This is a genomic window from Acidovorax sp. Root402, assembly GCF_001425125.1.
Lineage (GTDB): Bacteria > Pseudomonadota > Gammaproteobacteria > Burkholderiales > Burkholderiaceae_C > Acidovorax > Acidovorax delafieldii.
This window is the reverse complement of record NZ_LMDQ01000014.1, coordinates 293,889-320,869: the sequence shown is the minus strand read 5'-3', so window position 1 is coordinate 320,869 and position 26,981 is coordinate 293,889. Positions and strand designations below refer to the sequence as shown.

Sequence of the window (26,981 nt, the reverse complement as noted above, 5' to 3'; positions counted from 1 at the left end):
GTCAATCCGGGCACCGCGCCCGACGATCTGGCGAGCACGCCGGCCCGGTCTCAGCTGGCCCTGCGCCGTGTGGCGATCGACACCTGGCGAGAAAACGTCGCCTACCTGCACCGCGACTGCGCCGTGTACCGGGCCGAGGGCTTCCAGGCGCTGTCCAAGATCGAGGTGCGCGCCAACGGCCGCCGCATCCTGGCCACGGTGAACGTGGTGGACGACCCTGCCATCGTGGGCTGCCACGAGCTGGGCCTGTCGGAAGACGCGTTTGCCCAGCTCGGCGTGGACAACGGCCATACCGTGTCGGTGGCCCAGGCAGAGCCACCCGAGTCCATGGGCGCGCTGTTCCGCAAGATCGCCAGCGAGCGCCTCACGCGGGAGGACTTTGGCGCCATCGTGCGTGACATTGCCGACCACCGGTATTCCAAGATCGAACTCACAGCCTTTGTGGTGGCTTGCCACCGCAACGAGCTGGACCGGGAGGAGGTCTTCTTCCTGACCGATGCCATGGTGGCCAGTGGCCGGCGCCTGGACTGGCACGAACCGCTGGTGGTGGACAAGCACTGCATTGGCGGCATCCCCGGCAACCGCACGACCATGCTGGTCGTGCCCATCGTGGCGGCGCACGGCATGTTGTGCCCCAAGACGTCTTCGCGCGCCATCACATCCCCTGCCGGCACGGCCGACACCATGGAGGTGCTGGCCAAGGTGGAGCTGCCGCTGGAGCAACTGGCCGACATCGTGCGCGACTACCGAGGCTGCCTGGCCTGGGGCGGCACGGCCAACCTGTCGCCCGCCGACGATGTGCTGATCTCGGTGGAGCGGCCGCTGTCCATCGATTCCGCCGGGCAGATGGTGGCGTCCATCCTGTCCAAAAAGGTGGCGGCCGGTGCCACGCACCTGGTGCTCGACATTCCCATCGGCCCCACGGCCAAGGTGCGCTCCATGCCCGACGCGCAGCGCCTGCGCCGCCTGTTTGAATATGTGGCGCGGCGCATGGGCCTGTCGCTGGACGTGGTCATCACCGATGGCCGCCAGCCCGTGGGCAACGGCGTGGGCCCGGTGCTGGAGGCGCGCGATGTGATGCGTGTGCTGCAGAACGACCCGCGCGCGCCTGACGACCTGCGGCAGAAGGCGCTGCGCCTGGCCGGGCGCCTGATCGAGTGCGACCCTGATGTGCGCGGCGGCGACGGCTACGCGATTGCGCGCGACATTCTTGACTCCGGCCGGGCGCTGGCGCGCATGAACGCCATCATTGCCGCCCAGGGCAGCACGGGGTTTGACCACAACCACCCGGCACTGGGTGTGCTGACGCTGGACGTGGTGGCTCCCGCCAGCGGCGTGGTGGGGGGCATCGACAACTACCAGATCGCCCGCGTGGCCCGGCTGGCCGGGGCGCCCAAGGTGCCGGGCGCCGGGGTGGACCTGATGCACAAGCTGGGCGACACCGTGGCGGCGGGCGACCTGCTGTACCGCGTGCATGCCAGCTACCCGGCTGACCTCGAGTTTGCGCGCCACGCGTGCGAGCGGGACAGCGGCTACCGCTTGGGCACGGCCGACGAGGTGCCACGCGTGTTTGTGGAGTTCTGACCATGGCCGCACCTGAAGCCGCGTGCGTGCTGTATTTCGACGACGAAGCCGCACCTGCGCTGCGCCTGGCGCAGGCCGCCGGTTTGCCTGCCCAGGCCATCGAACGCCACCGTTTTCCCGATGGCGAACTCAAGCTGCGCCTGCCGGTGAACGAGACCACTGGCCGCCTCCCACGCCACGCCCTGCTGCTGCGCAGCCTGCACCAGCCCAATGAAAAGCTGGTGGAGCTGCTGCTGGCCGCACGCACGGCCCGCAGCCTGGGTGTGCAGCACCTCACGCTGGTGGCGCCGTACCTGGCCTATATGCGGCAAGACATCGCCTTCCATCCCGGTGAGGCCGTGAGCCAGCAGGTGGTGGGTGGGTTTTTGGCCGGGCTGTTCGATGCCGTCATCACCGTGGACCCGCACCTGCACCGCATCGAACGGCTGGAGCAGGCCATCCCCGTGCCGCAGGCCGTGGTGCTCAGCGGCGCCGAGCCGCTGGCCGATCTGATTGCCCAGCGCCGCCCCAATGCTTTGCTGGTGGGACCCGATGGCGAATCCGCCCAGTGGATCGCCCAGGCCGCCGCGCGCCACGGCTTTGACCATGCCGTGTGCACCAAGGTGCGCCATGGCGACCGCCACGTGGCCATCGAACTGCCCGCGCTCAACGCCCAGGGGAGGGCGGTGGTGCTGCTGGACGACATGGCCAGCACCGGCCGCACGCTGGCGCTGGCCGCGCGGCTGCTGCTGCAGGCGGGTGCCGCCTCGGTGGATGTGGCGGTGACGCATGCGCTGTTTGCGGGCGATGCGCTGCAGGTGCTGCATGAAGCCGGGGTGGGGGAGGTGTGGAGCACGGACTGCATCCCGCACCCGAGCAACGCCGTGGCCATGGCCGGGCCGCTGGCCACGGCGCTGCAGTCCGTCCTTCGCACCTGAAAACCCCGGGCTCGGGCTGCGACAATGTGCCATTGCCTTCCTCGCTGCGCCCGCACAGCGATTCAACGAACACAGAAACGGTCCCACCATGCTGCTTGACGCCACCGAATCCCAACTCGTCCTGGTCGACTACCAGGAGCGCCTGATGCCCGCCATCCACGAAGGCCCCGCCGTGCTGGCCAACGCCCGCCGCCTGGCCGAGATCGCCCGCATGCTGGATGTGCCCGTGTGGGGCACCGAACAAAACCCCTCGCGACTGGGCGCCAACGACGCCGCGCTGCGCGCCCTGTGCCAGAAAACCCTGGCCAAGATGCACTTCAGCGCCGCCGAAGAAGGCCTGGGCGAATGGCTGCGCCCGCCGGCCAAGCCCCAGGGGGGCAACGCACGCAGCCTGCCCAAGCACCTGCAAAAGCCTGCCCCGCTGGCGGCAGAGCGCGGCACCATCGTGATTGCCGGGTGCGAAGCCCATGTCTGCCTGCTGCAGACCGCGCTGGACCTGATCGACGACGAGTTTGAAGTGTGGGTGGTGACCGACGCCTGCGGCTCGCGCACCGAACGCAACCGCGACGCCGCCTTTGACCGCCTGGCCGGCGCAGGCGCCGAGCTGGTGACCACCGAGATGGTGGCGTTTGAATGGCTGGGCAGCTGTGAGCACCCGGCGTTCAAGGACGTGCTCGGGCTGATCAAATAGCGCTTTTCAAGCCAAATTGGCTGCTAGTTCACGATTTTCATGCTCTGGCAGCTATCAAAATAATAGTGATTGATGCAGGTTCCGGTCAGGCGAAGTAGGGCGTTGCCAGCTTGACTGCCAGGCCCACCAGGGCACAGCCGCCCAGCAGCGGCATGACGCCCAGCTTGAAGCGGAACAGTGCCACCAGCGCACCCACGGCGATCACCGCCGACACGGCATCGAAGTGGCCGCCAAATCCTTGTGGCCACAGCAGGTGGTAGGCAAAAAACAGCGCCAGGTTCAGGATCACGCCCACCACAGCAGCCGTGATGGCTGACAGCGGAGCGGTAAATCCCAGCTTGCCGTGCGTGGCCTCCACCAGCGGGCCGCCTGCCAGGATGAAGATGAATGAGGGCAAAAAGGTCACAAAGGTCACGACCGTGGCCGCAGCCACGGCGCCTGCAAAGAGGGCGTCCGGCCCCCACACCTGCTGCAGCCAGCCGCCCACAAAACCCACAAACGCCACCACCATGATCAACGGGCCAGGGGTGGTCTCGCCCAGTGCTAGGCCGTCAATCATCTGCGGGCCGCTGAGCCACTGGTAGTGCTCCACCGCGCCCTGGTACACATAAGGCAGCACGGCATAGGCGCCCCCAAAGGTGAGCATGGCTGCCTTGGTGAAGAACCATCCCATCTGCGTGAGCGTGCCTTGCCAGCCCTGGGTAGCCACCAGCAGGCCCATGGCGGCGAGCCACAGCGCCAGCCCCGCCGCCAGCACCTTGACCAGGTGGACGCGAGAAAAGCGCGCATGGGCAGGCGTTGGCGTGTCGTCATCGATCAGCGCGGGGCCATAGCCCTTGTGGGCATTGGCATGGCCGCCCCCCAGTGCAAACAAGGCGGGCCAGCGTTGCGCGCCAAAGTAGCCGATCAGCGCGGCCGCCAGCACGATGGCGGGGAAGGGCGTGTGGAACGCGAAGATCGCCACAAACGATGCGGCAGCGATGCCCCACATCCAGCCGTTCTTGAGCGCGCGGGTGCCGATGCGGTGCGCGGCATGCAGCACCAGTGCCGTTACGGCGGGCTTGATGCCGTAGAAGATGCCCGCCACCACGGGCACATCGCCAAAACGCAGATACACCCACGACAGCCCGATCAGGATGAACAGCGAGGGCAGCACAAACAGCGCCCCCGCCACGATGCCGCCCCAGGTGCGGTGCATGAGCCAGCCGATGTAGGTGGCCAGCTGCTGCGCCTCGGGGCCAGGCAGCAGCATGCAGTAGTTGAGGGCGTGCAAGAAGCGGTTTTCGCTGATCCAGCGGCGGCGTTCCACCAGCTCGGCGTGCATGATGGCGATCTGGCCTGCAGGCCCGCCGAAGCTGATGAACCCGAGCTTCAGCCAGAACAGAAAAGCGTCGCGGAACGGGACGGACGTGGGGGCAGGGGACGGTGCTGGGTGCATGGTCCGGGAGTGTGACAGGCCGGTATGACGTTTGCCGACATATCAATATGCCTGCTGCATCTGGAGCCATGGATGACGAGGCAGAGGGTTGGCTGCGTCAGTTTGCCGCAAGCCCGTCATGAATAATTATGAATTCAAAACCTGCTGTCCTGGCAGGGCGAGAGAGATGCCGAGGAGACACCCACAATGACCGCACACAGCACCTACGCCGACTTCTACCGCCAGTCCATCGACCACCGAGACACCTTCTGGAGCGAGCAGGCGAAGTTGATCGACTGGAAGACGCCCCCGCAGCAGGTGTGCGACTACAGCAACCCGCCGTTTGCGAAATGGTTTGTGGGCGGCACCACCAACCTGTGCCACAACGCGGTAGACCGCCACTTGGCCACGCGCGCCAGCCAGGCGGCACTGGTGGCGATATCGACAGAAACCGACACCGAACGCAGCTACAGCTTTGCCGAATTGCATGCCGAGGTGCAGCGCATGGCGGCGGTGCTGCAAGGCCTGGGCGTGAAGAAGGGCGACCGCGTGCTCATCTACATGCCCATGATTGCCGAGGCCGCGTTTGCCATGCTGGCCTGCGTGCGCATTGGCGCTCTGCATTCGGTGGTGTTTGGCGGCTTTGCCTCGGGCTCGCTGGCCTCGCGCATCGAAGATGCCGAGCCAGTGGCCGTGGTCAGCGCCGATGCCGGGTCGCGCGGTGGCAAGGTGGTGCCGTACAAGCCGCTGCTGGACGAAGCCATTGCGTTGTCCAAACACAAGCCCAGCGCCGTGCTGATGGTGAACCGGGGCCTGGCCCCCATGCACTTGCAGGCAGGCCGCGACCACGAATGGGCGCCGCTGCGAGAGCAGCACCTGAACACCGTGGTGCCCTGCGAATGGGTCGAATCCACCCACCCCAGCTACACGCTGTACACCAGCGGCACCACCGGCAAGCCCAAGGGGGTGCAGCGCGATACCGGCGGCTACACGGTAGCGCTGGCGGCAAGCATGAAGCACATCTTTGACGCCAAGGCGGGCGATGTGTACTTTGCGACCAGCGACATCGGCTGGGTGGTGGGCCACAGCTACATCGTCTACGGCCCGCTGATCGCGGGCATGACCACCATCATGTACGAAGGCCTGCCCACGCGGCCCGATGCGGGCGTGTGGTGGAGCATCGTCGAGAAGTACCAGGTCACGCACATGTTCTCGGCCCCCACGGCGGTGCGGGTGCTGAAGAAGCAGGACCCGGCCTATCTGGCCAAGTACAACGTGAAAAGCCTCAAAGCCCTGTGGTTGGCGGGCGAGCCGCTGGACGAGCCCACGGCCCAGTGGATCAGCGACGCGCTGGCCGTGCCCATCATCGACAACTACTGGCAGACCGAAACCGGCTGGCCCATCCTGACCCTTGCCAACGGCGTTCAGCAGCAGACCACACGCTTCGGCAGCCCCGGCAAAGCCATGTATGGCTATGGCGTGAAGCTGATCGACGAGGCCACGGGCGAAGAACTGACCGGTGCCAACCAGAAGGGTGTGGTCGCCATCGAAGGCCCGCTGCCCCCCGGCTGCATGCAGACGGTGTGGCGCGATGACGCCCGCTTTGTGAACACCTATTGGAAGAGCATCCCCGGCCGCCTCATCTACAGCACGTTTGACTGGGGCATCCGCGATGCCGACGGCTACCACTTCATCCTGGGCCGCACGGACGATGTGATCAACGTGGCCGGCCACCGCCTGGGCACGCGCGAGATCGAGGAGAGCATTGCCTCCCACCCCAACATTGCCGAAGTGGCCGTGGTGGGCGTGGCCGACAGCCTGAAAGGCCAGGTGGCGATGGCGTTTGCCGTGGCGCGCGATGCGTCAGGGCTTACCGATGACGCTGCACGCCTGAAGCTCGAAGGCGAGGTGATGAAGCAGGTGGACCACCAGCTGGGCGCCGTGGCGCGGCCGTCGCGCGTGTACTTTGTGACCGTGCTGCCCAAGACCCGCAGCGGCAAGCTGCTGCGCCGCGCGCTGCAGGCCGTGGCCGAGCGGCGCGACCCGGGCGACCTGACGACGATGGAAGACCCGGCCGCGCTGCAGCAGGTGAAGGACCTGGTGGGCTGAGTTCAGGCCCGCCCGGGCCGGCGGGTCACTGCAGTGGCCTGGCAACAAATGCCTGTTTACCCTGCCGGTCAAACCCCGCCTGCTCGTAAAAGCGCAGGGTGTTTTCGTCCTTGCGGCCCGTCATCAGCATGACCTTGTAGCAGTGCTCCCGCCAGGCATGGGCCAGGGCGTGCTGCAGCAGCGCATGCCCCCAGCCCTGGCCGCGATGGGCCGAGTGCGTCACGACGTTCTCGATGACGCCGTAGGGACGGCATGCGCGCGTGAGGTTGGGGATGACGGTCAGCGTGCAGGACGAGACCAGCACACCCTCATCCCACCCACCAAAGTACCGAATGCGTGGGTTGGCGAGCGCCTCGGCCCACACGGTCTGCACCTCGGGTAGTGGGGGCAGCGGGTCGTCTTGCGCGTGCAGGTGGGTGTACAGACTGAGCAGGGGGGCCAGGTCTTCGGCGCTGAGTTCACGGATGTTCAAGGCCAGCCTCCAGGGGGCGAAGAATATGCTTGGTTGCTATCAAAATAATAGCTGCTGACGCATACGATACTAGCGCATGGGAAAGTTTTAATGCTACAAAACCGGCCGGTTTCGCTGCCACCCCGCAGGCGGCTGCCAGGTGGGCGTCCAGCCGATGAAATCCTCCAGCGGCATGGGCCGGGCAATGCAGTAGCCCTGCGCCTGCAGGCAGCCCAGCTGCAGCAGCATCTGCCCCTGTTCGACGGTTTCCACCCCTTCGGCGATCACCCGGTAGCCGAACGAGCGTGCCAGGCCGATCACACCCTGCACGATGGCCAGATCCCCCGGGTCGCCCATCATGCCGTGCACAAAGCTCTGATCGATCTTGAGCGTGTCCATGGGCAGGCGGCGCAGGTAGGTCAGCGACGAATAGCCGGTGCCAAAGTCGTCCAGCGCCACCGTCACGCCCATGGCGCGCAGGGCGTTCAGGGTGTCGGCGACGGCGCTCAGGTCGTACAGGGCGGCGCTTTCGGTGATCTCGATCTCGACCAGGTGCGCGGGCACCCGGGGGTGGCGCGCCAGACAGCCGGCCACCCAGTCGGCAAAGTCTGGTTGTTGCAGGTGCTGGGCAGCAATGTTGATGCTCAGCGGCATGGGCATGCCCCGGTCCTGCAGCTGCTCCAGCACCGTGAGCGCGGCCTCTGCCACCCATTCGCCAAAGCCGATCTCCAGATCGGTGCCCTCCAGCAGCGGCAAGAACTCGCCGGGAGGCACCAGGCCGCGCTCGGGGTGCTGCCAGCGTGAGAGCACTTCGGCGCCCACCACCGTGCCACTGCGCATGTCCACCTTGGGCTGCAGGTACAGGATGAACTGGGCTTGCGCCAGTGCCTCGCGCAGGTAGTGCCCCTGCGCGCGCAGCAGCTGCAGGGCGCGCTCCTGGGCGGCGTCAAACTGGTGGAAGCGGTTGCGCCCCGCCTGCTTGGCCGCATACATGGCCTGGTCGGCATGGCGCAGCAGGGTGTCGGCGTCGGCGTCGTCCTGCGGGAAGATGGTGTAGCCGATGCTGGCCGTGACGACCACGCGCTCGGTGTCCAGCGTGTAGGGGGCCGAAACGCTTTCCATCACGCGTTCCAGCATGCGTTCGCAGTCGCTCACCGAGCCGAGGCCAGGCATGAGGATCACGAACTCGTCGCCTCCCAGCCGGGCCACCGTGTCCAGCGGCTGCAGTGCGCGCGTGAGCCGCCCGGCCACCACCACCAGCAGGCGGTCGCCCGCCCCGTGGCCCAGGCGGTCGTTGACGGGCTTGAAGCCGTCCAGGTCGAGGTAGGCCACACCCAGCTGCTTGCCGGTGTCGCGGGCCTGGGCCATGCATTCCTGCAGCTTGCGCGCCAGCAACACCCGGTTGGGCAGGCCGGTGAGGGCGTCGTACAGCGCCAGGCGCTGCAGCATGACCTCCTGCTCGCGCTGGGGGGTCACGTCGATGGCCACACCGAGCATGCGGGCCGGGCGGCCTTGCTCGTCAAAGCCCACGATCTTGCCCAGGTTGCGCACCCAGCGCACCGGCTCGTTGGGCTGGTTCAGCCGCCAGGTGGCGTCAAACGGGGTGCCTAGGTGGGCGGTGTGGCGCGACAGCTCGGTGGTGATGCGGTCGATGTCGTCCGGCGCAATGGCCGTGGTCCATTGCACGGCCGCCGAGGTGTCGCCGGTCACCGGCAGCCCGCGCATGGCACGCCAGCGGCGGTCGCCCGTGACCAGGCCGGTCTGCAGGTCCCAGTCCCACAGGCCCAGCGATGCGGCGGAGATGGTGAGCGACAGCAGGGCCTCGCGTTCACGCACCTGCACCTCGTTGCGCTTGCGGTCGGTGATGTCGTGCACCGAAAACAACCAGCAGGGCTCGCCATCGAACTCGGTAGCGCGCATGGACTGCAGCACGGTGCGCCGGGGGCCATTGCGCACGTTCAAGGTCACTTCGTAATCGCTGAGGTGGCCGTTCTGGCTGACCTGCTCCATCAGGCGCTGGCGGTCTTCGGCGGTGAAGATGCCCAGCTCGACGGCGGTGCGGCCAATGGCTTCCTCGCGGGGAATGCCCAGCATCTCGACCCAGGCAGGGTTGAGGTCCACATAGCGGCCATCGCTGCGGTGCGACAGGCCCATGGGGTAGGGCATGAGATGGAAGATGCGCGAGAAGCGCTCCTCGGACTGGCGCAGGCGCTGCTCGGCACGCTTGGCCTCGTCGATGTCCTGCATCACGCCGCGCACCCTGACCACGCGGCCGTTCTCGATCACCGGCTCGCCCCGGGCGCGCACCCAAAAAAGATGGCCGTCGGCGTGATAAACCTCCATCTCCATGCTCCACTCAGCGCGTGAACGGATGCTCTGGCGGAACTTTTCGCGCAGCGGCTCGCGGTACTGCGGGGCCACATGGCGGTCGATGTAGTCGCTGGGGGGCGGCTGGTTGGGCGACAGGCCGTGGATGTCAAAACACACGTCCGACCAGTACACCAGGCCACGGCCACGCTCGTCCTCCCATGCGCCCAGCCGGGCCAGTCGGCCGGCTTGCTGCAGCTGGTTGTAGAGCGCCCGAAGTTCGTCGCTGGTGCGTTGGGCTTCGGTCATGTCGTGGAAAACGAAAACAAAGCAGTTTTCGCCATTCACAAGCACAGAGCGTGCCGACATCAGGCCCGGAACCTGCACCCCCTTGCTTTGCGCAACCAGGGGCAACCGGTCCACCTTGCCTTCTCGCTGATAGGTGTCCAGCAGCCGCTTGCGCTCGTGCTCGTTGGCCCAGATGTGCAGCTCCGAGGAGGTGCGGCCCAGGACCTCCTCGCGTGTGAAGCCCAGCAGCTCGCAGAACGCCGGGTTCACATCGATGTAGCGCCCGTCGGCTATGCGGGTGATGCCTGCCGGGTCGGGCAGCGTCTGGTAGAAGGTGGTGTATTTGGCCTCGGCAGACTGAAGGGCCTCCTCGGTCTCGCGGTGGGCGGTGATGTCCACGTCCATGCCGATCAGGCTGGCCGGGCGCCCCTGCGTATCGCGCCGGGCGACGGTGCCACGGGACATCAGCCAGCGCCACCGCCCCTGGGTGTCCATCACGCGGAACTCGGCCTCGTAGCTTTCCTCTAGCCCGTCCATGGCACGGGCCAGCTTGGCGGCATTGCGTTCAGCGTCCAGCGGGTGGCGCCGGGCGTACCAGCGCTGCCAGAGGTCGGGCGACTGAAAGTCGGCACTGGTAATGCCATAGGCCTCGTAAAACCGGCCATCACAGAAAAACCGGCGTTCGACCACATCCCATTCCCAGCGGCCGCCGCCCAGGGCATCCAGCGCCAGGCGCAGCTGGTGCTCCTGCTGGCCCAGCGTCTGCTGGATCTCGTTGCGCGCCAGCTCGGCGCGGGCCCGGCTGGCAATCACCAGCCAGCCAATCCCGAGCATCAGCACGCCAGCGCCATGGTGCCAGTGCATGTTGCTGGTGCCTTCAGGGGCCGTGCTGGTGGCCGTTGTGACCAGCGAAACCACGAGCGGCAGTGTGAGGGTCAGTCCGGCCAGTGGCGCCCAGTCGGGCCAGGCCCAGCGCTGGCCCAGGCTGCGCCACGCCCAGCCGGTAGCCAGCGCGCCGCCCAGAACGGTGGTGGCGGGCCAGACGGCCGAGGTGTCTGTCCAGAGCGCGGCCTGCAAGGCCAGCACGGCGGTGATGGCCGCCGCCGGCACGCCAAAAAACAGCGCCACGAACGCCGTGGCGGTGGGGTAGGCCACGATGTGGAGTTCCGGCGCATTCCAGCGCAGCGCCTCGAAAGCTGCGATGGAAACCAGCCCGCCCGCCACGCCCAGCAGGATCAGGGTGCGCCGGGACGGGTGCAGAGACTCCTGCGGCGACAGCCAGACCGGCACCAGCAGCAGCAGCATGAGGGCAGTGCCCGCCAGCAGCGTGTTGTTACCCATGGTGTTTTCCCTGGGTGGTCTGGTCGCTGAAGCGGTCGGCTGCGGGTCTGAAAAGTGGCGAACAAGCCAAAAGAAGGAGCGGGTGCATGTCGCGACCTGTGCCGCATGTGGCCTTGCTCAGAAGGCATGCACCCGATAAAAAAACCATCCGCCAAGTTTAGGCCTGTTCTGAGGTGGGCCGGGCGGGCCGCAGCGTCCTGATAAGTCCGGTTGACAACAAAGTGCCGCACACGATCACCAGCGCGCAGCCCACCATCCACGGCGTGATGGTCTCGCCCAGGAACAGCGTGCCATACAGCACAGCGAACACCGGGGTGATGAAGGTCACGGCCAGCGCGCGGCTGGGGCCCGCGTGCTCGATCAGGCGAAAGTACAGGATGTAGGCAATGCCGGTGCACAGCACGGCAATGGCCAGGATGGCCGCCCAGGCGCGTACACCGGGCATCTGCGCCGGCCACAGCCACAGCGTGGGCAAGGCCAGGCCCAGCGCTGCACCCAGCTGGCTGCCTGCGGCCGTGGCCAATGGCGGCAGCCCCGTGAGGTGGCGCCGCGCAAAACTGGCCGACACGCCATAGAACGCCGACGCCAGCAGGCAGGCTGCAATCGCCCGGTGGGCGTGGTCGGTCTTGAACCCGGTGCCGGCGGGTGCGCGCCATGCCAACAGGGCCACGCCCACAAAACCCAGGGCCAGGCCCACCCAGCGCAGACGGTTGATGCGGTCGCCCAGCCACACCCAGGCGATCAGCGCACCAAACAGCGGCACCGTGGCGTTGAGGATAGAGGTCAGGCCCGTGGCGATGTGCAGCACCGCCCAGGAAAACAGCGAGAACGGAATCGCCGAATTGATGACCCCCGCAAACAGGATGGGCCGCCAGTGCTGGCGCAGCGCAGGCCAGTGGCCCTGGCGCAGCATGATGGGCCACAGGAACACCGTGGCCAACGCCACCCGCAGGCCGGCGGTGGGCAGGGGACCAAAGTCGGACGCGCCCAGGCGCATGAACAGGAACGACGCGCCCCAGAGTGCGGCCAGCAGGATGAATTCGCCGATCCAGGTGGAGACGGGCCGGGTGGCGGGGCTGTTCATGCGGTGGCTTTCATGGGGTGGGCTGCGGCGGCCAAAAGGGGTGCATTCTCCAGCGTCAACAAAGCCCTCTTGCGATCGAGGCCGCCTGCATAGCCCGTCAGGCTGCCATCGGCACCCAGCACACGGTGGCAGGGCACCACCACGCTCAGCGGGTTGCGGCCCACGGCGGCACCCACGGCCCGCACGGCGCTGGGGTTGCCCAGCTGGCGGCCCAGCGTGCCGTAGCTGATGGTCTGGCCCCGGTCAATCTGCAGCAGCGCGCGCCACACCGATTGCTGAAATGCCGTGCCCCCCGACAGGTCCAGCGGCAGGTCGAAATGCTGGCGCTGCCCGCCCAGGTATTGCTGCAGCTGGTGGACGGCTTCTTGCAGCACAGGGTGGTCGCCAGGGGCCAACGCCCAGGCCTCGGAACCGTGCAAGTAGGCGGTGGGCTCGTGGCGCTGGCCTTCAAACCAGACGCCCGACAAGCCGTTGGGGGAAGCGGCCAGCCGCACGGGCCCCAGCGGGGTGTCGGCCCGTGCCTGCGCGGTGAGGGGGTGAAACTGCATGAGAAGAGGTCGTTAGAGGGTATTGAGGGAGGTTTTGATCCGAGATCGGCACCATGCGCCACTGCCTATTGCCTGAAGTGCTATGGTTTTGATAGTTTCTGGGCGTCGGCAGGTGCAGGCGTGCCGGCACCGCTGTTGCCAGCAGCCCAGGCCCGCAGCACCGCATAGCTGCGCCAGGGGCGCCAGGCCTGCGAGGCCTCTTGCGCGGCGCGTGCCGGGTTCTTGTGCTGTTGCACCCTCAGCGCCTTGTGCAGCGCCACGTCCCCCGCCGGAAAGGCGTCGGGCCAGCGCAGCACCCGCATCGCGATGTACTGCGCCGTCCAGTCACCAATGCCAGGCAGGGCGCACAGGGCGGCGGTAGTGCTGGGCACGTCGGCCCCCGCGTGCAGGGGCAGGGTGCCGCTGTCCACCGCGCGGGCCAGTGCCACGATGGCCGCCTGACGCTGGCGCACGATGCCCAGCTGGCCCAGCGTGTCGCCATCGGAGCAGGCCAGGGTGGCTGCGGTGGGAAACAGCCGGTGCAGCCCGGGCCAGGGCGTGGCGATGGGTTCACCCAGCCGCTCCACCAGCCGCTGGCCCAGCGTGCGCGCGGCCGCCACGGTGATCTGCTGGCCCAGCACGGCGCGCACGGCCAGCTCAAAGCCGTCAAACGCTCCGGGCACACGCAGGCCATCACCCTCCGGAAAGTGCGGGTGCAGCACGGCGTTGATGGCTGCGGGGTCGGCGTCCAGGTCGAGCATGGCACGCACACGGCGGATGACGAGCGGCAGCACGGGGTACAGGCTGTCGCTGGTCTGCAGCAGCACCTGATGGCGCGCCAGGTCAAAACGGGCACTCAGCCAGCCGGTGGTCTCCTGCGGCAGGCCGGTGCAGGTCCTGGCCAGCCGCACGGTGCGGCGCAGGCCGGGGCCGTCCGCACCATGCACCACGCACTCCACGCCATGGAACTGCCGCTTTTCAAAAAAGGCCAGCAACGCCGCCACGTCCAGTGGCGGGCGCCACGCCAGGCGCACAGCGCTGGTGCGCCCCGCGCCCGATGCGGCGCTGCCACCCCCGTTGCGCCGCAGCTGGGTGGGGTTGAGCCCGTAATGCCCCACAAAGGCGGCATTGAAGCGGCGCACGCTGGCGAACCCGCTGGCCAGTGCGACCTGCGTCACGGGCATGGCGGTGTCGGTGAGCAGCTGCTTGGCCGTGAGCAACCGCCGTGTCTGCAGATATTGCAGCGGCGATACGCCCACGGCCGCTTCAAAAATGCGGCGCAGGTGCCGGTCGCTCACGCCCAGCCGCTCGGCCAGGCGGGCCACGGTGGCGCTGCCCTCGCCGGGTGCGGCCGGTGTGGGCCAGAGGTCGGGCGCGTCCAGCAGGCGCACGGCTTGCTGGACCAAGATGCCGCTGGCGTCCTGCACCGACCACACCATCGCCTGGGGGGCCAGCTCCGGCCGGCAGCGCAGGCAGGGGCGAAACCCGGCGCTTTCGGCCTGCGCCGCCAGCGCAAAAAACCGGCAGTTCTCGCGCCGGGGTGTGCGCACGGCGCAGACGGGGCGGCAGTAGATGCCGGTGGAGGTCACTCCGGTGAAAAAATGCCCGTCAAACCGCGCGTCGCGCGCCTGCAGCGCCAGGTAGCGGCCTTCGTCGGATGCCACATCCGTGGCGGTGTACGAGGGGGGAGCGGTCGGGGTCATGGGCAGATCATAGGAGCCTGGCTTCGCACCACTGGCCGTTTTCGGACCTGTGCCTTTGGCAAGGGCAGGGCGCACGCCTGAGGCATCGACTGACAAACACCCCCAGGGCCGCCGCCTACAATGCAGCGGACTTTTCAACCCCATCACGAAAGGCCCCCCTGCGTGCAACCGACCCCCGCCATCTTCAAAGCCTATGACATCCGCGGCATCGTGCCGTCCACCCTGAACGAAGACGTGGCCCTGGGCCTGGGCCGGGCCTTTGGCACCGCAGCACGCGCGGAAGGGCAGACCACCGTGGCGGTGGGGCGCGATGGGCGCCTGTCGGGCCCGGCCATGTCGGCGGCGCTGATCCGGGGGCTGGTGGAGGCGGGCATCGAGGTGATCGACGTGGGCCTGGTCACCACGCCGCTGCTCTACTTTGCGGCCAGCACGCTGTGCACCAGTGGTATCCAGGTCACCGGCAGCCACAACCCCAAGGACTACAACGGCTTCAAGATGGTGCTGAACGGCCGCGCCATCTATGGTGATGAGATCCAGGGCCTGCGCCGCACCATGGAGCAGGAAAGCTGGCAACTGCTGGCCGGTGGCTCGGTCCGCCATGTGGATGTGCTGCCCGCGTACCGCGAACGCATTGTGGGTGACGTGAAGCTGGCCCGGCCGCTCAAGATCGTGGTGGACTGCGGCAACGGCATTGCCGGCGCGTCGGCCCCCGCCATCTTCCGTGGGCTGGGCTGCGAGGTGATCGAGCTGTTCTCGGAGGTGGACGGCAACTTCCCCAATCACCACCCCGACCCGAGCAAACCTGAAAACCTGCGTGACCTGATCGACGCCCTGAAGGCCAGCGATGCCGAACTGGGCCTGGCCTTTGACGGCGACGGCGACCGCCTGGGCATTGTGACCAAGGACGGCACCAACATCTTCCCCGACCGCCAGATGATGTTGTTTGCGCAAGACGTGCTTTCGCGCGTGCCCGGCGGCGAGATCATCTTTGACGTGAAGTGCACCCAGCGCCTGGCGCCCGCCATTGCAGCGGCCGGTGGCGTGCCGGTGATGTTCAAGACCGGCCACTCGCTGATCAAGGCGCGCATGAAGGAGACGAACTCTCCCCTGGGTGGCGAGATGAGCGGCCACATCTTCTTCAAGGAGCGCTGGTACGGCTTTGACGACGGTACCTATGCCGGCTGCCGCCTGCTGGAGATCCTGAGCCGCAGCAGCGACCCGAGCGCCGTGCTGAACGCGCTGCCCACCAGCTTCTCGACCCCCGAGCTGAACGTGGCCTGTGCCGAGGGCGAGCCGCACCGCCTGACGGCCGAGCTGCAGGCCCTGGCCGCAGAAACCTTTGCCGCGCCCGCCGCCATCAGCAACATCGATGGCTTGCGCGTGGACTGGCCCGATGGCTTTGGCCTGATCCGCGCCAGCAACACCACCCCCGTGCTGGTGCTGCGCTTTGAGGGCCACACGCCCGAAGCCCTGGCCCGCATCGAGGCTGCCATGCTGGCGCTGCTGCACCGGGTCAAGCCCGACGCCCATGTGGGCGCAGCCAGCCACTGATATTGCCTGCCGCACGCCCGATGCTGTCGCTCTCCACCCCCCTGTGTGTCGCTGCCGCCCAGACGCCGTCGGCGCCGGGCGACTTGGAGCGCAACCTGCAAACGCACCTGGCCTGCGTGCGGGCTGCCGCCCACCAGGGCGTGCAACTGCTGCAGTTCCCGGAGCTGTCGCTCATGGGCTACGAGCCCGCGCTCATGGCAGACCATGTACTGACGGCCGACCACCCCGTGCTGCGGGCCTTGCGCCAGGCCGCCCAAAGCCATGGCATGGCCCTGGTGGTGGGTGCTCCGGCTGAGCCTGCGCAGCAGGGCGCATTGCCCGCCATTGGTGCCTGGCTGTTGGGGCAGGACGGCAGCGTGGCGCTGTACCGCAAGCGCCATCTGCACGACAGCGAAGAGCAATTTGCCAGCGCGGGCACGGACGACGCGCAGGTGCAACTGGTGGCCGGCGAGCCCACGGCACTGGCCGTGTGCGCCGACATCACCCATCCCGAGCATGCCCAGGCGGCCCGTGGAGCGGGCGCGGCCCTGTATGCGGCGGGCGTGCTGATCTCTGAAAAGGCCTATGCGGCCGAATCGGCCATGCTGGAAGGCTACGCTTGTGACCACGACATGGCGGTGCTTGCCGCCAACTACAGCGGCACGTCCGGTGGCTACGTGAGTGCGGGGCGCAGCGCCTTCTGGGCGCCCGGTGGCCGCTGTGTGGTGGCTGCGCCGGGTGACGCGCACTGCATCGTCTGGGCACAGCGCAGCGATAGCGGCTGGGCGGGTGGTGTGCTGAGCCTGTCTGTGCCCGCATGAACGCCGCGCGGGCCCTGTATTCGCTGCTGACCTGGAGCGCGCAGCCGCTGCTGCGCCGCAAGCTGCGCCGCCGTGCAGTGGCCGAGCCGGGCTACGCCTACGCGGTAGGAGAGCGCTTTGGCCGCTACCCGGCACCCATCGACAGCCTGATGCCCCACAGCAGCACCGACCCGCTGGGGCGGTTTGTGTGGGTGCATGCCGTGTCGCTGGGCGAAACCCGGGCCGCCGCCATCTTGCTGGCCCAGTTGCGTGAACAGCTGCCAGGCATGCGCCTGTTGCTCACCCACGGCACCGCCACAGGGCGGGCCGAGGGAGAAAAGCTGCTGCTGCCCGGCGACGTGCAGGTGTGGCAGCCCTGGGACACGCCGGGCGCCGTGGGTCGGTTTTTGCGCAAGTTCCGCCCGGCCATCGGCATCCTGATGGAAACCGAGGTGTGGCCCAACCTGGTGGCGGGCTGCCGGCAGCGGCGCATTCCGCTGGTGCTGGCCAATGCGCGCTTCAACGAGATATCGCTGCGCAAGGCGCAGCGCCTGTCAGCCCTGGCACGTCCTGCGTATGGCGGCCTGACGGCAGTCTGGGCCCAGACGCAGGAAGACGCCACGCGGCTCGCGGCCATGGGCGCGCCGGTGCGTGGTGTGCTGGGCAACCTCAAGTTTGACGTGGTGCCCGACGCACAGCTGCTGGAGCGGGGCCGCGAGTGGCGCACGCGCACCGGCCGCCCGGTGGTCTTGCTGGCCAGCAGCCGCGAGGGCGAGGAAGCCATGTGGCTGGAGCAGATCCAGAAAATACGGCAAAAATCGCCCCAAGCGCCAGTGGATCATGCCTTGGCAGCTATCAATAGTGAAGCATCTGGCGGTGATCTTTCCCCCGTGCAATGGCTCATCGTGCCGCGCCACCCGCAGCGGTTTGACGAGGTCCACCAGCTGCTGCAGCGGGCCGGCCTGTCGGTGTCGCGCCGCAGCACCTGGGCTGCGGCACCTGCGGCCGCTGACGTCTGGCTGGGGGACTCGATCGGCGAAATGGCGTTGTATTACGGCCTGGCCGATGTGGCCTTGCTGGGCGGGAGCTTCGCCCCACTGGGCGGCCAGAACCTGATCGAGGCCGCTGCCTGCGGTTGCCCCGTGGTGCTGGGCCCGCACACCTTCAACTTTGCCGAGGCGGCCGAACTGGCGTGCGCGGCGGGGGCAGCACAGCGGGTGCCCGACCTCGCACAAGGAATGGCACAGGCTGCAGCGCTGGCGGGGGACGCCCACGCGCACGAAGAGGCCAGCGAGCGGGCCACCCGGTTTGCCGCCACGCACCGAGGGGCCGCGCAGGCCACGGCGCGTGCGATTGTGGCGATGGTGCAGCCTGAGGGCGGCCTGCACTAGGCCTCAGCAATTCATGCACGGGATGCACCCCGGCGCGGGGTGCAAGGACCAATTACTTGGCCAGCAGTGCGTTGACCGCTTCGATGTCCTGCTGCGACAGCGTGCCTGCCGCCTGGCGCAGCTTGAGCCCGCCCAGCAGCACGTTGTAGCGGGCCTGGGCCAGGTCACGTTTGGTCTGGTAGAGCTGGCTTTGGGCGTTGAGCACGTCGATGTTGATGCGCACACCCACCTGGTAGCCCAGCTTGTTGGCGTCCAGCGCGCTCTGGCTGGAGGCTTCGGCCGCTTCCAGGGCCTGCACCTGGCCCTGGCCGGACTGCACGCCGTAGAACGCTGCGCGCGTGGCCTGGGCCACGTTGCGGCGGGCGGTTTCGAGGTCGGCCTCGGCCTTGGTTTCGAGGGCCAGGGTTTCCTTCACGCGGTTTTGCACGGCAAAGCCTGCAAACAGGGGCAAGTTCAGCGCCACGCCCACGCTGGCGGCATTGCTGCGGGCCGTGACTCCGGGCGAGGTGATGGTGCCGTGCAGGTTGCGCGTGACGTTGTAGCCCGCCTGCAGGTCCACCGTGGGCAGGTGGCCGGTTTCGGCTTTTTTGGTCTCCAGCCGCGCAATGTCCAGCGCAATGGCGGCCTGGCGCACGCCGGGCTGCTGGTCGCGGGCGGTGTCCACCCAGGTGGCAAGGTTGTCCGGCACTACGCCAGGCAGTTGCACCGGCAGTGCCAGGGGCTGCGGCTTGGTGCCGGCGATGCCGACCAGCTGGTCCAGCGCCAGGCGCTTGACGCGCAGATCGTTCTCGGCGGCGATCTCCTGGGCAATCACCAGGTCGTAGCGGGCCTGGGCTTCACGCGAATCGGTCACCGTGGTGGTGCCGACCTCGAAATTGCGCTTGGCGGCGGCCAGTTGCTCGGACACGGCGGCCTTTTGGGCCTGCACAAAGGTCAGGGTGTCTTGCGCAGCCAGCACGTCGAAGTAAGCCTGGCTCACCCGCACCAGCAGGTCTTGGGTGGCGGCATCCAGCTGGGCCTGGGCCACGTCCACGCCGCGCTGGCCTTGTTCCAGCGTGATGCGATTGGCAGGCCGGTACAGCGGCTGGGAGGCATTGACCCCCACGGTCTGTGCCGTGCCGGCGTTCTCGATCTTGGGTTTGCTCAGCTCCACGTTGGAGCGGGTGAGGCCCCCGGTGAGTGCGGCGGAAGGCAGCAGGCCGGCGCGGGCCTGGTCGGCCTTGCGGGCTGCGGCGTCCAGTTGCGCACGCGCCGACTGCCAGGCCGTGTCATAGGTGCGGGCCGATTCCACCAGCTGCAGCAGGCTTTGGGCCTGGGCTGGCGCACACAGCGCTGCGCCCAGCGCCAGGGACAGGATGGACAGGGACAGGGGCCTAAACGGTGTCATTGGGGGTCCTTCGGAAGAGTCTGCGAATCGAATCGGGGTGGGCAGCGGCGGGCAGCACTGGGGCATGGGTGCGGCAAGTGCGGTCCATCAACAACGGTCCATCAACCACAAAGGGCGTCAGTAGCGCGGCACCGCCGGATCGCTTTCGTGCGACCAGGCGTCAATACCGCCGGTGATGTTGGCCAGATGCTCGAACCCGTGGTGCTGCAAGAACGAGGCCACGCGCAGGCTGCGGGCGCCGTGGTGGCACAGGCAGGCAATAGGACGTTGCGCCTGGCGGGCGGGCTCCAGCTCGGCCAGCCGCGCGGGCAACTCGCCCATGGGGATGGCCACCAGCTCAAACCCGTCGGCGCGCACGCTGGCGGTCTGCAGCTCCCAGGGCTCACGCACGTCCAGCACCAGGGGCTGGCTGCCTTCAGGTGCAGCGGCAAACCAGGCAGACAGCTGGGCGGGGCGGACGTGATCGATCATGCAAAACTCCGAAGGCAACCGAAGGGCAGGGGGTCAGAACGTGAAGCCAGAGGGCTCGGGGAAGTTCACCAGGCGCGGCGCGATGGTGTCCCAGGGCGATGTGTTCTCAAAGCGGTCGCCGGTGCGGCGGGTCAGGGTGAAACGCATCACGGGCTCGCCACCCACGATGGCGCCCAGGCGGCCCCCATCGCGCAGCAGGGACAGCAGGTGGCTGGGCACCTCGGCCACGGAGCCGCTGAGCACAATCACGTCAAACGGGCCGTCAGGGATGGCATCGCGGGCACCGTCGCCCTGGCGCACGTCGGCGTTCTGCACGCCAGCATCGCGCAGGTTCTCGCGGGCCATTTCGGCCAGCTCGGGGTGGATTTCGAGGGACACCACACGTTCGGCACGGGCGGCCAGCAGGGCGGCCATGTAGCCCGAGCCGGCGCCGATTTCGAGCACGCGGTCGGTGGGCAAAATCCGCAGGTCTTGCAGGACGCGCGCTTCCACGCGGGGTTGCAGCATGCTGTGGCCTTTGCGCACGGCTTCTTCAGCGTCCGTGCCCAGCAGGGGGACTTCAATGTCCATGAAGGCCATGCTGCGGTAGGCCGGGGGCACAAAGTCTTCGCGGCGCACCACGGCCAGCAGGTCCAGCACGTCAGCATCGAGCACGTTCCAGGGGCGGATCTGCTGCTCGATCATGTTGTAGCGGGCCTGGGCGATGGGATCGCTGATGTTGGCGGACGTGTTCAGGGGCAGGTTCATGGGATTTCTCCGTGGGGCAGATGCAAGGCCGATCGGGGCGATCAGGACAAACCTTCGATTTTAGGCGCTGCCGGGGCGCGTCCCATCTTGCGAAGCGCCCACTGCGCCAAGTCGTCCATGTAGCAATACACCACTGGCACCACCACCAGGGTCAAGAGAGAAGAGGTAATGACCCCGCCGATCACGGCCTGGCCCATGGGCGCGCGCTGCTCTGACCCTTCGGACAACGCGAACGCCAATGGCACCATGCCAAAAATCATGGCCAGCGTGGTCATGAGGATGGGGCGCAGCCGCACCCGGGCGGCCAGCAGCAGCGCGTCAGCGCGGGGCAGGCCGGGCACGGTCTGGCCCTGGTCATTCACGTGTTCCTCGCGGGCACGGATCGCAAAGTCCACCAGCAGGATGGCGTTCTTGGTCACCAGCCCCATCAGCATGACCACGCCGATGATGGAGAACATCGACAGCGTGGAGCGGAACATCAGCAGCGCCAGCACCACACCGATCAGCGTGAGTGGCAGCGAGGTCATGAGCGCCAGCGGCTGCAAAAAGCTCTTGAACTGGCTCGCCAGGATCATGTAGATGAAGATGATGGCCATGGCCAGTGCCGAGATGGCATAGCCAAACGATTCGGCCATGTTCTTGGTGGAGCCGCCAAACTGGTAGCGGTAACCCGGCGGGAAGGTCACGGTCTCCAGCGCCTTCTTGATGTCGTTCGACACTTCACCGGCCGAGCGTTGGGACACGTTGGCGTTCACCGCCACTTCGCGGGTCAGGTCGCGGCGGTTGATCTGGTTGGCGCCGGTGGATTCTGTGACGCTGGCGACCTGGTTCAGGCGCACGATGCGGGTCGTACCGTCGGTGGCGGCCAGGGCAAAGGGCAGGCGCTCCAGGTCGGCCGGGGTGGTGCGCGCCTCGGGGGCCAGGCGCACATTCACGTCATAGGTCTGGTCGTCGGGCGCACGCCAGTTGCCCACCGTGGTGCCTGCCACCAGCGTGCGCAGCGAGGCCGCCATGGGCGCCACCGACAGGCCCAGGTCCGACGCCACTTCACGCTTCACATCCAGCGCAATCACGGGCTTGTCAGGCTTGGCGCTGGTGTCAAGGTCCACGAGGCCGGGGATGCCGCGGATCTTCTCGGTGACGATTTTGGTCAGGCGCTCCAGTTCGCGCAGGTCGGGCCCCTGCAGCGAGAACTCCACCTGCTTCTGGCCGCCCACCGCGTCCAGCAGGCCCACATGGGTCACGGTGATGCCGGGCACGGTCTTGAGGCGCTCGCGCAGCACGTCGGACATCTGGTCCACGCTGCGGCTGCGGTCCTTGCGGTCTACCAGCCGCACGTAGATGCTGGCGTACATCTTGCCCTGGGCGTTGCCGGTGTTGATGGTGGCCAGTGTGTAGCGCACTTCGGGCATCTCGCGCAGGATGCCTTCCACCTGCCTGGCCTTGGCCTCGGTGGCCTCGAGCGACGAACCCACGGGGGTGTAGAAATTGAGGGAGGTCTCTGAAAAATCGGCCTTGGGCACAAACTCGGTGCCCAGCAGCGGCACCATGACCACGCTCAGCACGAACACCGCCAGGGCGATGACCATGGTGGCCAGCTTGTGCACCAGCGACCACCGCAGGATGTGCTGATAGCCCTCTGCCAGCGCATCGGTGGCGCGGTCAAACCAGCCGGTGACGCGGCCAATGGTCTTGTCGTAGAAGGTGACGGGCGCCGTCTTTTGGCCGTGCGCATGAATGCTCGGGTCGTGCCAGATGCTCGACAGCATCGGGTCGAGCGTGAAGCTCACAAACATCGAAATCATCACCGCCGCGACGATGGTGATGCCGAACTCGTGGAAAAACTTGCCGATGATCCCGCCCATGAAGCCGATGGGCATGAACACTGCCACGATGGACAGCGTGGTGGCCAGCACCGCCAGGCCGATCTCCTGCGTGCCGTCCATGGCAGCCGCGTAGGCGCCTTTGCCCATCTGCACGTGGCGCACGATGTTCTCGCGCACCACGATGGCGTCGTCGATCAGCAGCCCCACGCACAGGCTCAGTGCCATGAGCGTGATCATGTTGATGGTGAAGCCAAACATGTTCATGAACAGGAACGTGCCGATCAGCGCGATGGGCAGCGTCAACCCGGTGATCACAGTGGAGCGCCAGGAGTTCAGGAACAGAAAGACGATGAGCACCGTGAGGATGGCCCCCTCGATCAGCGTCTGTCGCACATTGTTGACCGCCACGCGGATCGGGCGGGCGCTATCGCCAATGGTTTCGAGCCGCACCCCGGGTGGCAGCTGGTTCTTCAGTTCCACCACGGCGGCGTTCAGGCCATCGACCACCTCAATGGTGTTCTCGCCCTGCGATTTTTGCACCGACAGCAGCAGCGTGCGCTGGCCGTTGTAGAGCGCCAGGCTTTCCACTTCCTGCGCGCCGTCGTTCACGCGGGCCACCTGGTCCAGGCGCACCGGCGCCCCGTTCTTGCGGGCCACGATGATCTTGCCGAAATCCTCGGGCCGCTCCATGCGCGCGTCGATCTGCACCACGCGCTCCTGCGCCAGCGAGCGGATCGCACCCACGGGAAGGTCCTGGTTCTCGTTGCGCACGGCATTGGCCACCTGGTCGGGGGTCACGCCAAAGGCTTCCAGGGCCTGCGGGTTGAGGTAGATGTTGATTTCGCGCTTGGTAGCACCCACCAGGTTCACCGCGCCCACGCCGCGCACGTTTTCCAGGCGCTTCTTCAGGATCTGCTCGGCCCAGGTGGTCAGTTCCACCGCGCTGCGACCCGATTTTTCGTCGGGCAACACGGCCAGCGACCATACGGCGCGGCTGGCGGGGTCAAAACGCAGCACGCGTGGCTCCTTGACCTCGGTGCGCAGCAAGGGGCGCACGGTGGCGACCTTTTCGCGCACATCCTCGGCGGCCTTGCGGCCGTCGATGTGGAGCTGGAACTCGATGATGACAACCGCCGTGCCCTCATAGCTGCGCGAGGTGAGGGCGTTGATGCCCGCAATCGAGTTGACACCTTCCTCGATCTTCTTGGTGACCTCGCTCTCGACGATTTCAGGCGACGCACCGGGGTAGTCCACGGTGACCACCACCACCGGGAAGTCGATGTTCGGAAACTGATCGACTTTGAGGCGCTGGTACGAGAACAGGCCCAGCACGACGATGGCGAGCATCACCATCGTGGCGAACACGGGGTTTTTAAGACTGACTTTGGTGAACCACATGGCGCGTCAGCTGGTCAGGGCGCAGTGCGCGAGGCGGGAACGGCTTGCGGCGCAGCAGCTGCCGCCGCCACGGGCGTGCCCTCGCGCAGCGAACCCATGCGGCCTGCAATGACCGTCGTGCCCACGGGTACGCCGTCCACCGCGACCAGGGTCTGCCCATTGACCACGGCGCGCGCTCCCGTCTGTACCGGCGCATAGGCCACGCGGCCCTCCTTGATCGTCTGGAGATAGGGTGCCGGTTTGTCGGTGCGCACGGCATCCAATGGAACGGTCAGTACCTGCGCACTGCCGGTGGCCAGAAGGCCTTGCACAAACAGGCCCTGGCGCAGGCTTGCGTTGTGGGGTGCCTGGTCCACCCGCAAATAGACTGGCACGGTGCGGCTGCCCGCCTGGGCGCTGGGGTTGATGCGCACGACGGTGGCTTGTACCGGCGCCGAGGCGCCTTCGACCGTGAGCTGGGCCTTCTGACCCACACGCACGCCGACGGAGTCAGCCGGGGTGAGCAGCGCTTCGAGTTCCAGGCGGGAGAGGTCCACCACTTCGATGATGCGGGCGTCGATGGGCACCCGCTCTCCCGGCTGGGCCAGCCGCTGCGCCACCAGGCCGCTGATGGGGCTTTTGAGGACGGTGTCTTCCAGCGCCTTGCGGGCGACGTCGGCGGCCGATACGGCGGCCTGGTAGCTGGATTGGGCCGCTTCCAGGCTGGCTTGCGAGGTGACCAGCGCCGTGGCAGAGATAAAGCCCTGGTCTACCAGTGCACGGTTGTTGTTGTACTGCCGCTGGTTGATGTCCACCTGCGATTTTGCTGCATCGGCCTGCTGCTGGGCCTGGCGCAGGCGTGCACGGGCTTCGGTCGGGTCGATGCGTGCCACTTCCTGTCCCGCCTTGACGCTGTCGCCCTCACGTAAAGTCAGGCCCTGCAGCTCGCCGGCCACGCGTGCCTTGACCATGGCCGAGTCCACGGCACGCAACGAGCCTGATACCGGTACCCCCAGAGAGAGTTGGGACGATTGCACGGTGATCACTTCGTCGGCCGCCAGTTGCAGCGGTGCCTCGGCCCGTTGTGTGGACGCCTCGGCCAAAGCCTTTTGCTGCGCCTGCCGCGCCGCCATGGCACGCCAGACACCGCCACCGAGCAGCACGACAACGACGGCCGCAGCCATCCAGGGAATCCAGCGTTTCATGGTCAGGGTGTGCGCGAGCGCGTGAAAGAAGGGGGAGGGGACGGCTTGTCAGACGGCAATGTGCCTGCCGCGCCGGAAGCTGCAGGCGCCTCCGAGCGCACACACAGGCCGTGCAGGATGTTGTCGATCTGCGTCTCGATGTATTGCTCAGGTGTCAGCTCCTGGGCATCAGGCACGCAGGCGCCCACAGAGTGCTTCCACATCATGAGGAAGATCATGGGGGCCAGCACCAGGTACACGGCGTAGTCGAGGTTCACGGGGCGGAATTCGCCCCGCGCAATGCCACGCTCCAGGATGCGGCGAATCAGCGCCTGGCCGGGCAGGATGACTTCGTGCTGGTAGAACTGCGCAATCTCGGGGAAGTTCTGCGCCTCGCTGAGCATGAGCTTGGTAATGCCTGAGGCCTTGGTGCACCCGATGCGTTCCCACCAGATCTGGTAGCAATAGCGCAGGACCTCGCTGGTGGTTCCCACAAAGGTCTCCAGCTCGCTGTTCCACTCGGCAAAGCGGCCGGCGATGTTTTCGCGCACCACCGCCTTGAAGAGCTCTTCCTTGCTGGGGAAGTACAGAAACAGTGTGCCCTTGGATACCCCTGCGCGCGCCGCCACCTCATCCACCCGTGTGGCGGCAAACCCCTTCTCGACGAACAGGTCGAGGGCAGCCTCCAGCAGCTCTCCCGGGCGGGCTTCCTTGCGGCGCTCGCGTTTGGTGCTGGTCGTGGCAGAGGAGGGTGGGGGGGGAGTGGTCAAACCGGCTATTTTTAATGACTGACTGGTTAGTAATGTAGCCAGTGCCTGTGGGCGCGTCAATGCGGCCTTGTCATATGCCGCCAAAAAGCGCGCCGTTTCGCATTGCTGCGGTGCACATCTCTCCTTGCTGGCACGGTGGTTGCGTGCACTCGGTGCAGTGCACCGGTGCCGCAAATGTCTGCAGCAAGACAAATTTCGCTCCTAAATGTCTTATTGACAGGACATTAGAACTATTCCTAATATGACCTCCATGCCGTCCAACAATCTGCCGCTCCCCAAGTACCACCAGATCTATCTGGTGCTGCGGGAGCAGTTGCAAGAGGGGCGGTTTGCCGATGGTCTGCCGGGCGAACTGGCGCTGATGCGGCAGTTCGCGGTGGCGCGTGTCACGGTGCGCCGCGCGCTGGAGCTGCTGGAAGGCGAGGGCATGATCTCCCGCGAGCCCGGCCGGGGCACCCGCCCTTTGGCTCCCGCCCCAGCCACCGCCAATGGCGCGGGCGGTGAGGGCGAAAGCAGCCGCGCGCATCTCACCGGCCTGCTGGAGAACCTGGTCAGCATGGGCCTGCGCACCTCGGTCAAGGTGCTGGATGTCGATACGGTCACAGCATCGCGTGCCGTGGCCGGTGCACTGAATATTGCAGTGGGCGACGCCGTGCAAAAGGCGGTCCGGGTGCGCAGCACCAAAGAGGGGCCGCTGTCCCATATCACCACCTATGTGCCCGCCGACATTGCCCGCCAGTTCGGACGGCGCGAGCTGGCGCGCAAGCCCATCCTGGTGCTGCTCGAAGAGTCGGGCGTCAAAGTGGGCCGCGCGCACCAAACCATCTCGGCCAAGCTGGCTGACGCTGTCGTGGCCCGGCACCTGGATGTCTCGGTGGGCTCGGCACTGCTGGCTGTGCGCCGTCTCATCTACGACGACCAGGAGCGCCCTGTGCAGTGGCTGCACGGCCTCTACCGGCCGGACCGCTACGAATACGAAATGCAGCTGTCCCGTGTGGGCAGCATCGACGCCAAGGTCTGGGTCAGCAAAGAGCTGTCGGCCCAGTTCCACTGAATCCGTTCCCCCAACCTCAACCCGA

20 protein-coding genes are annotated in these 26,981 nt (G+C 67.1%); 8 read left to right on the top strand and 12 right to left on the bottom strand.

Features of this window, described 5'->3' with window-relative positions:
• Window positions 1–54: 54 nt before the first annotated feature.
• The 3 genes from ASC83_RS12655 to ASC83_RS12645 all read left to right on the top strand — a co-directional run bounded on the left by ASC83_RS12655 (window position 55) and on the right by ASC83_RS12645 (window position 3,192).
• The gene (locus ASC83_RS12655) at window positions 55–1,584 is read left to right on the top strand and encodes a thymidine phosphorylase family protein (RefSeq protein WP_082522494.1); all 1,530 of its coding nucleotides are present in this window, start codon (window positions 55–57) and stop codon (window positions 1,582–1,584) included.
• A 2-nt stretch (window positions 1,585–1,586) separates the two neighbouring features.
• Window positions 1,587–2,501 carry a ribose-phosphate diphosphokinase gene (locus tag ASC83_RS12650; RefSeq protein ID WP_056062925.1) on the top strand — a complete coding sequence of 305 codons (915 nt, stop codon included), beginning with the start codon at window positions 1,587–1,589 and terminating at the stop codon, window positions 2,499–2,501.
• A gap of 88 nt (window positions 2,502–2,589) precedes the next feature.
• Window positions 2,590–3,192, top strand: coding sequence for an isochorismatase family protein (locus ASC83_RS12645; protein WP_056062923.1), 603 nt, complete (start codon window positions 2,590–2,592; stop codon window positions 3,190–3,192).
• Between the two features lie 85 nt (window positions 3,193–3,277).
• On the opposite strand, the gene chrA is transcribed toward ASC83_RS12645, so the two are convergent.
• A complete protein-coding gene (gene chrA / locus ASC83_RS12640; RefSeq protein WP_056062920.1) occupies window positions 3,278–4,630 on the bottom strand; it encodes a chromate efflux transporter in 1,353 nt (450 codons plus the stop codon).
• A 186-nt stretch (window positions 4,631–4,816) separates the two neighbouring features.
• Here chrA and ASC83_RS12635 point away from each other — a divergent pair, with 186 nt between their 5' ends.
• Window positions 4,817–6,718, top strand: a complete 1,902-nt coding sequence (locus ASC83_RS12635) for a propionate--CoA ligase (RefSeq protein ID WP_056062917.1) — start codon at window positions 4,817–4,819, stop codon at window positions 6,716–6,718.
• A 25-nt stretch (window positions 6,719–6,743) separates the two neighbouring features.
• Here the strand turns inward: ASC83_RS12635 and ASC83_RS12630 are convergent, their stop codons facing one another.
• The 5 genes from ASC83_RS12630 to ASC83_RS12610 all read right to left on the bottom strand — a co-directional run bounded on the left by ASC83_RS12630 (window position 6,744) and on the right by ASC83_RS12610 (window position 14,419).
• The gene (locus ASC83_RS12630; protein WP_056062914.1) at window positions 6,744–7,190 is read right to left on the bottom strand and encodes a GNAT family N-acetyltransferase; all 447 of its coding nucleotides are present in this window, start codon (window positions 7,188–7,190) and stop codon (window positions 6,744–6,746) included.
• Window positions 7,191–7,283: 93 nt separating this feature from the next.
• On the bottom strand, window positions 7,284–11,105 hold the full coding sequence (locus ASC83_RS12625) for an EAL domain-containing protein (protein WP_056062911.1): 3,822 nt from the start codon (window positions 11,103–11,105) through the stop codon (window positions 7,284–7,286).
• 157 nt (window positions 11,106–11,262) lie between these two features.
• Window positions 11,263–12,189, bottom strand: a complete 927-nt coding sequence (locus ASC83_RS12620; RefSeq protein WP_056062909.1) for a DMT family transporter — start codon at window positions 12,187–12,189, stop codon at window positions 11,263–11,265.
• A complete protein-coding gene (locus tag ASC83_RS12615; RefSeq protein ID WP_056062906.1) occupies window positions 12,186–12,737 on the bottom strand; it encodes a methylated-DNA--[protein]-cysteine S-methyltransferase in 552 nt (183 codons plus the stop codon). Before ASC83_RS12615 ends, ASC83_RS12620 begins: the two co-directional genes overlap by 4 nt.
• Before the next feature lie 80 nt (window positions 12,738–12,817).
• A complete protein-coding gene (locus ASC83_RS12610) occupies window positions 12,818–14,419 on the bottom strand; it encodes a DNA-3-methyladenine glycosylase 2 family protein (protein WP_056062904.1) in 1,602 nt (533 codons plus the stop codon).
• A gap of 162 nt (window positions 14,420–14,581) precedes the next feature.
• On the opposite strand from ASC83_RS12610, the gene ASC83_RS12605 reads away from it, so the two are divergent.
• Genes ASC83_RS12605 through ASC83_RS12595 form a run of 3 tightly spaced genes read left to right on the top strand, consistent with a single transcriptional unit; the run spans window position 14,582 to window position 18,140 of the window.
• Window positions 14,582–15,970 (top strand): phosphomannomutase/phosphoglucomutase, encoded by a 1,389-nt coding sequence (locus ASC83_RS12605; RefSeq protein WP_056062901.1) that lies wholly within the window; start codon window positions 14,582–14,584, stop codon window positions 15,968–15,970.
• 20 nt (window positions 15,971–15,990) lie between these two features.
• A complete protein-coding gene (locus ASC83_RS12600) occupies window positions 15,991–16,770 on the top strand; it encodes a carbon-nitrogen hydrolase family protein (RefSeq protein ID WP_056062898.1) in 780 nt (259 codons plus the stop codon).
• A complete protein-coding gene (locus ASC83_RS12595) occupies window positions 16,767–18,140 on the top strand; it encodes a 3-deoxy-D-manno-octulosonic acid transferase (RefSeq protein WP_056062895.1) in 1,374 nt (457 codons plus the stop codon). The genes ASC83_RS12600 and ASC83_RS12595 overlap by 4 nt, the downstream gene beginning before the upstream one ends.
• A gap of 52 nt (window positions 18,141–18,192) precedes the next feature.
• Here the strand turns inward: ASC83_RS12595 and ASC83_RS12590 are convergent, their stop codons facing one another.
• The 6 genes from ASC83_RS12590 to ASC83_RS12565 form a co-directional block, all read right to left on the bottom strand.
• Window positions 18,193–19,527 (bottom strand): TolC family outer membrane protein, encoded by a 1,335-nt coding sequence (locus ASC83_RS12590; protein WP_056062892.1) that lies wholly within the window; start codon window positions 19,525–19,527, stop codon window positions 18,193–18,195.
• Window positions 19,528–19,644: 117 nt separating this feature from the next.
• Window positions 19,645–19,998, bottom strand: coding sequence for a rhodanese-like domain-containing protein (locus ASC83_RS12585; RefSeq protein WP_055401749.1), 354 nt, complete (start codon window positions 19,996–19,998; stop codon window positions 19,645–19,647).
• Between the two features lie 33 nt (window positions 19,999–20,031).
• The gene (locus ASC83_RS12580) at window positions 20,032–20,745 is read right to left on the bottom strand and encodes a protein-L-isoaspartate O-methyltransferase (RefSeq protein ID WP_056062889.1); all 714 of its coding nucleotides are present in this window, start codon (window positions 20,743–20,745) and stop codon (window positions 20,032–20,034) included.
• Window positions 20,746–20,786: 41 nt separating this feature from the next.
• Window positions 20,787–23,969 carry an efflux RND transporter permease subunit gene (locus tag ASC83_RS12575; protein WP_056062888.1) on the bottom strand — a complete coding sequence of 1,061 codons (3,183 nt, stop codon included), beginning with the start codon at window positions 23,967–23,969 and terminating at the stop codon, window positions 20,787–20,789.
• 14 nt (window positions 23,970–23,983) lie between these two features.
• Complete coding sequence (locus ASC83_RS12570; RefSeq protein WP_056062885.1) at window positions 23,984–25,153, bottom strand: efflux RND transporter periplasmic adaptor subunit; 1,170 nt, start codon at window positions 25,151–25,153, stop codon at window positions 23,984–23,986.
• A gap of 2 nt (window positions 25,154–25,155) precedes the next feature.
• Window positions 25,156–25,902, bottom strand: coding sequence for a TetR/AcrR family transcriptional regulator (locus ASC83_RS12565; protein WP_056062883.1), 747 nt, complete (start codon window positions 25,900–25,902; stop codon window positions 25,156–25,158).
• A gap of 241 nt (window positions 25,903–26,143) precedes the next feature.
• On the opposite strand from ASC83_RS12565, the gene ASC83_RS12560 reads away from it, so the two are divergent.
• On the top strand, window positions 26,144–26,956 hold the full coding sequence (locus ASC83_RS12560) for a GntR family transcriptional regulator (RefSeq protein WP_199737480.1): 813 nt from the start codon (window positions 26,144–26,146) through the stop codon (window positions 26,954–26,956).
• Window positions 26,957–26,981 lie beyond the last annotated feature (25 nt).

What these genes read in the sequence shown, in the direction of transcription:
- ASC83_RS12650 (WP_056062925.1), top strand. Translation starts at nt 1,587, where the DNA reads ATGGCCGCACCTGAAGCCGCGTGCGTGCTGTATTTCGACGACGAAGCC.
- chrA (WP_056062920.1), bottom strand. Translation starts at nt 4,630, where the DNA reads ATGCACCCAGCACCGTCCCCTGCCCCCACGTCCGTCCCGTTCCGCGAC.
- ASC83_RS12620 (WP_056062909.1), bottom strand. Translation starts at nt 12,189, where the DNA reads ATGAACAGCCCCGCCACCCGGCCCGTCTCCACCTGGATCGGCGAATTC.
- ASC83_RS12625 (WP_056062911.1), bottom strand. Translation starts at nt 11,105, where the DNA reads ATGGGTAACAACACGCTGCTGGCGGGCACTGCCCTCATGCTGCTGCTG.
- ASC83_RS12615 (WP_056062906.1), bottom strand. Translation starts at nt 12,737, where the DNA reads ATGCAGTTTCACCCCCTCACCGCGCAGGCACGGGCCGACACCCCGCTG.
- ASC83_RS12610 (WP_056062904.1), bottom strand. Translation starts at nt 14,419, where the DNA reads ATGACCCCGACCGCTCCCCCCTCGTACACCGCCACGGATGTGGCATCC.
- ASC83_RS12570 (WP_056062885.1), bottom strand. Translation starts at nt 25,153, where the DNA reads ATGAAACGCTGGATTCCCTGGATGGCTGCGGCCGTCGTTGTCGTGCTG.
- ASC83_RS12560 (WP_199737480.1), top strand. Translation starts at nt 26,144, where the DNA reads ATGACCTCCATGCCGTCCAACAATCTGCCGCTCCCCAAGTACCACCAG.
- ASC83_RS12635 (WP_056062917.1), top strand. Translation starts at nt 4,817, where the DNA reads ATGACCGCACACAGCACCTACGCCGACTTCTACCGCCAGTCCATCGAC.
- ASC83_RS12580 (WP_056062889.1), bottom strand. Translation starts at nt 20,745, where the DNA reads ATGAACCTGCCCCTGAACACGTCCGCCAACATCAGCGATCCCATCGCC.
- ASC83_RS12585 (WP_055401749.1), bottom strand. Translation starts at nt 19,998, where the DNA reads ATGATCGATCACGTCCGCCCCGCCCAGCTGTCTGCCTGGTTTGCCGCT.
- ASC83_RS12575 (WP_056062888.1), bottom strand. Translation starts at nt 23,969, where the DNA reads ATGTGGTTCACCAAAGTCAGTCTTAAAAACCCCGTGTTCGCCACGATG.
- ASC83_RS12600 (WP_056062898.1), top strand. Translation starts at nt 15,991, where the DNA reads ATGCTGTCGCTCTCCACCCCCCTGTGTGTCGCTGCCGCCCAGACGCCG.
- ASC83_RS12590 (WP_056062892.1), bottom strand. Translation starts at nt 19,527, where the DNA reads ATGACACCGTTTAGGCCCCTGTCCCTGTCCATCCTGTCCCTGGCGCTG.
- ASC83_RS12645 (WP_056062923.1), top strand. Translation starts at nt 2,590, where the DNA reads ATGCTGCTTGACGCCACCGAATCCCAACTCGTCCTGGTCGACTACCAG.
- ASC83_RS12595 (WP_056062895.1), top strand. Translation starts at nt 16,767, where the DNA reads ATGAACGCCGCGCGGGCCCTGTATTCGCTGCTGACCTGGAGCGCGCAG.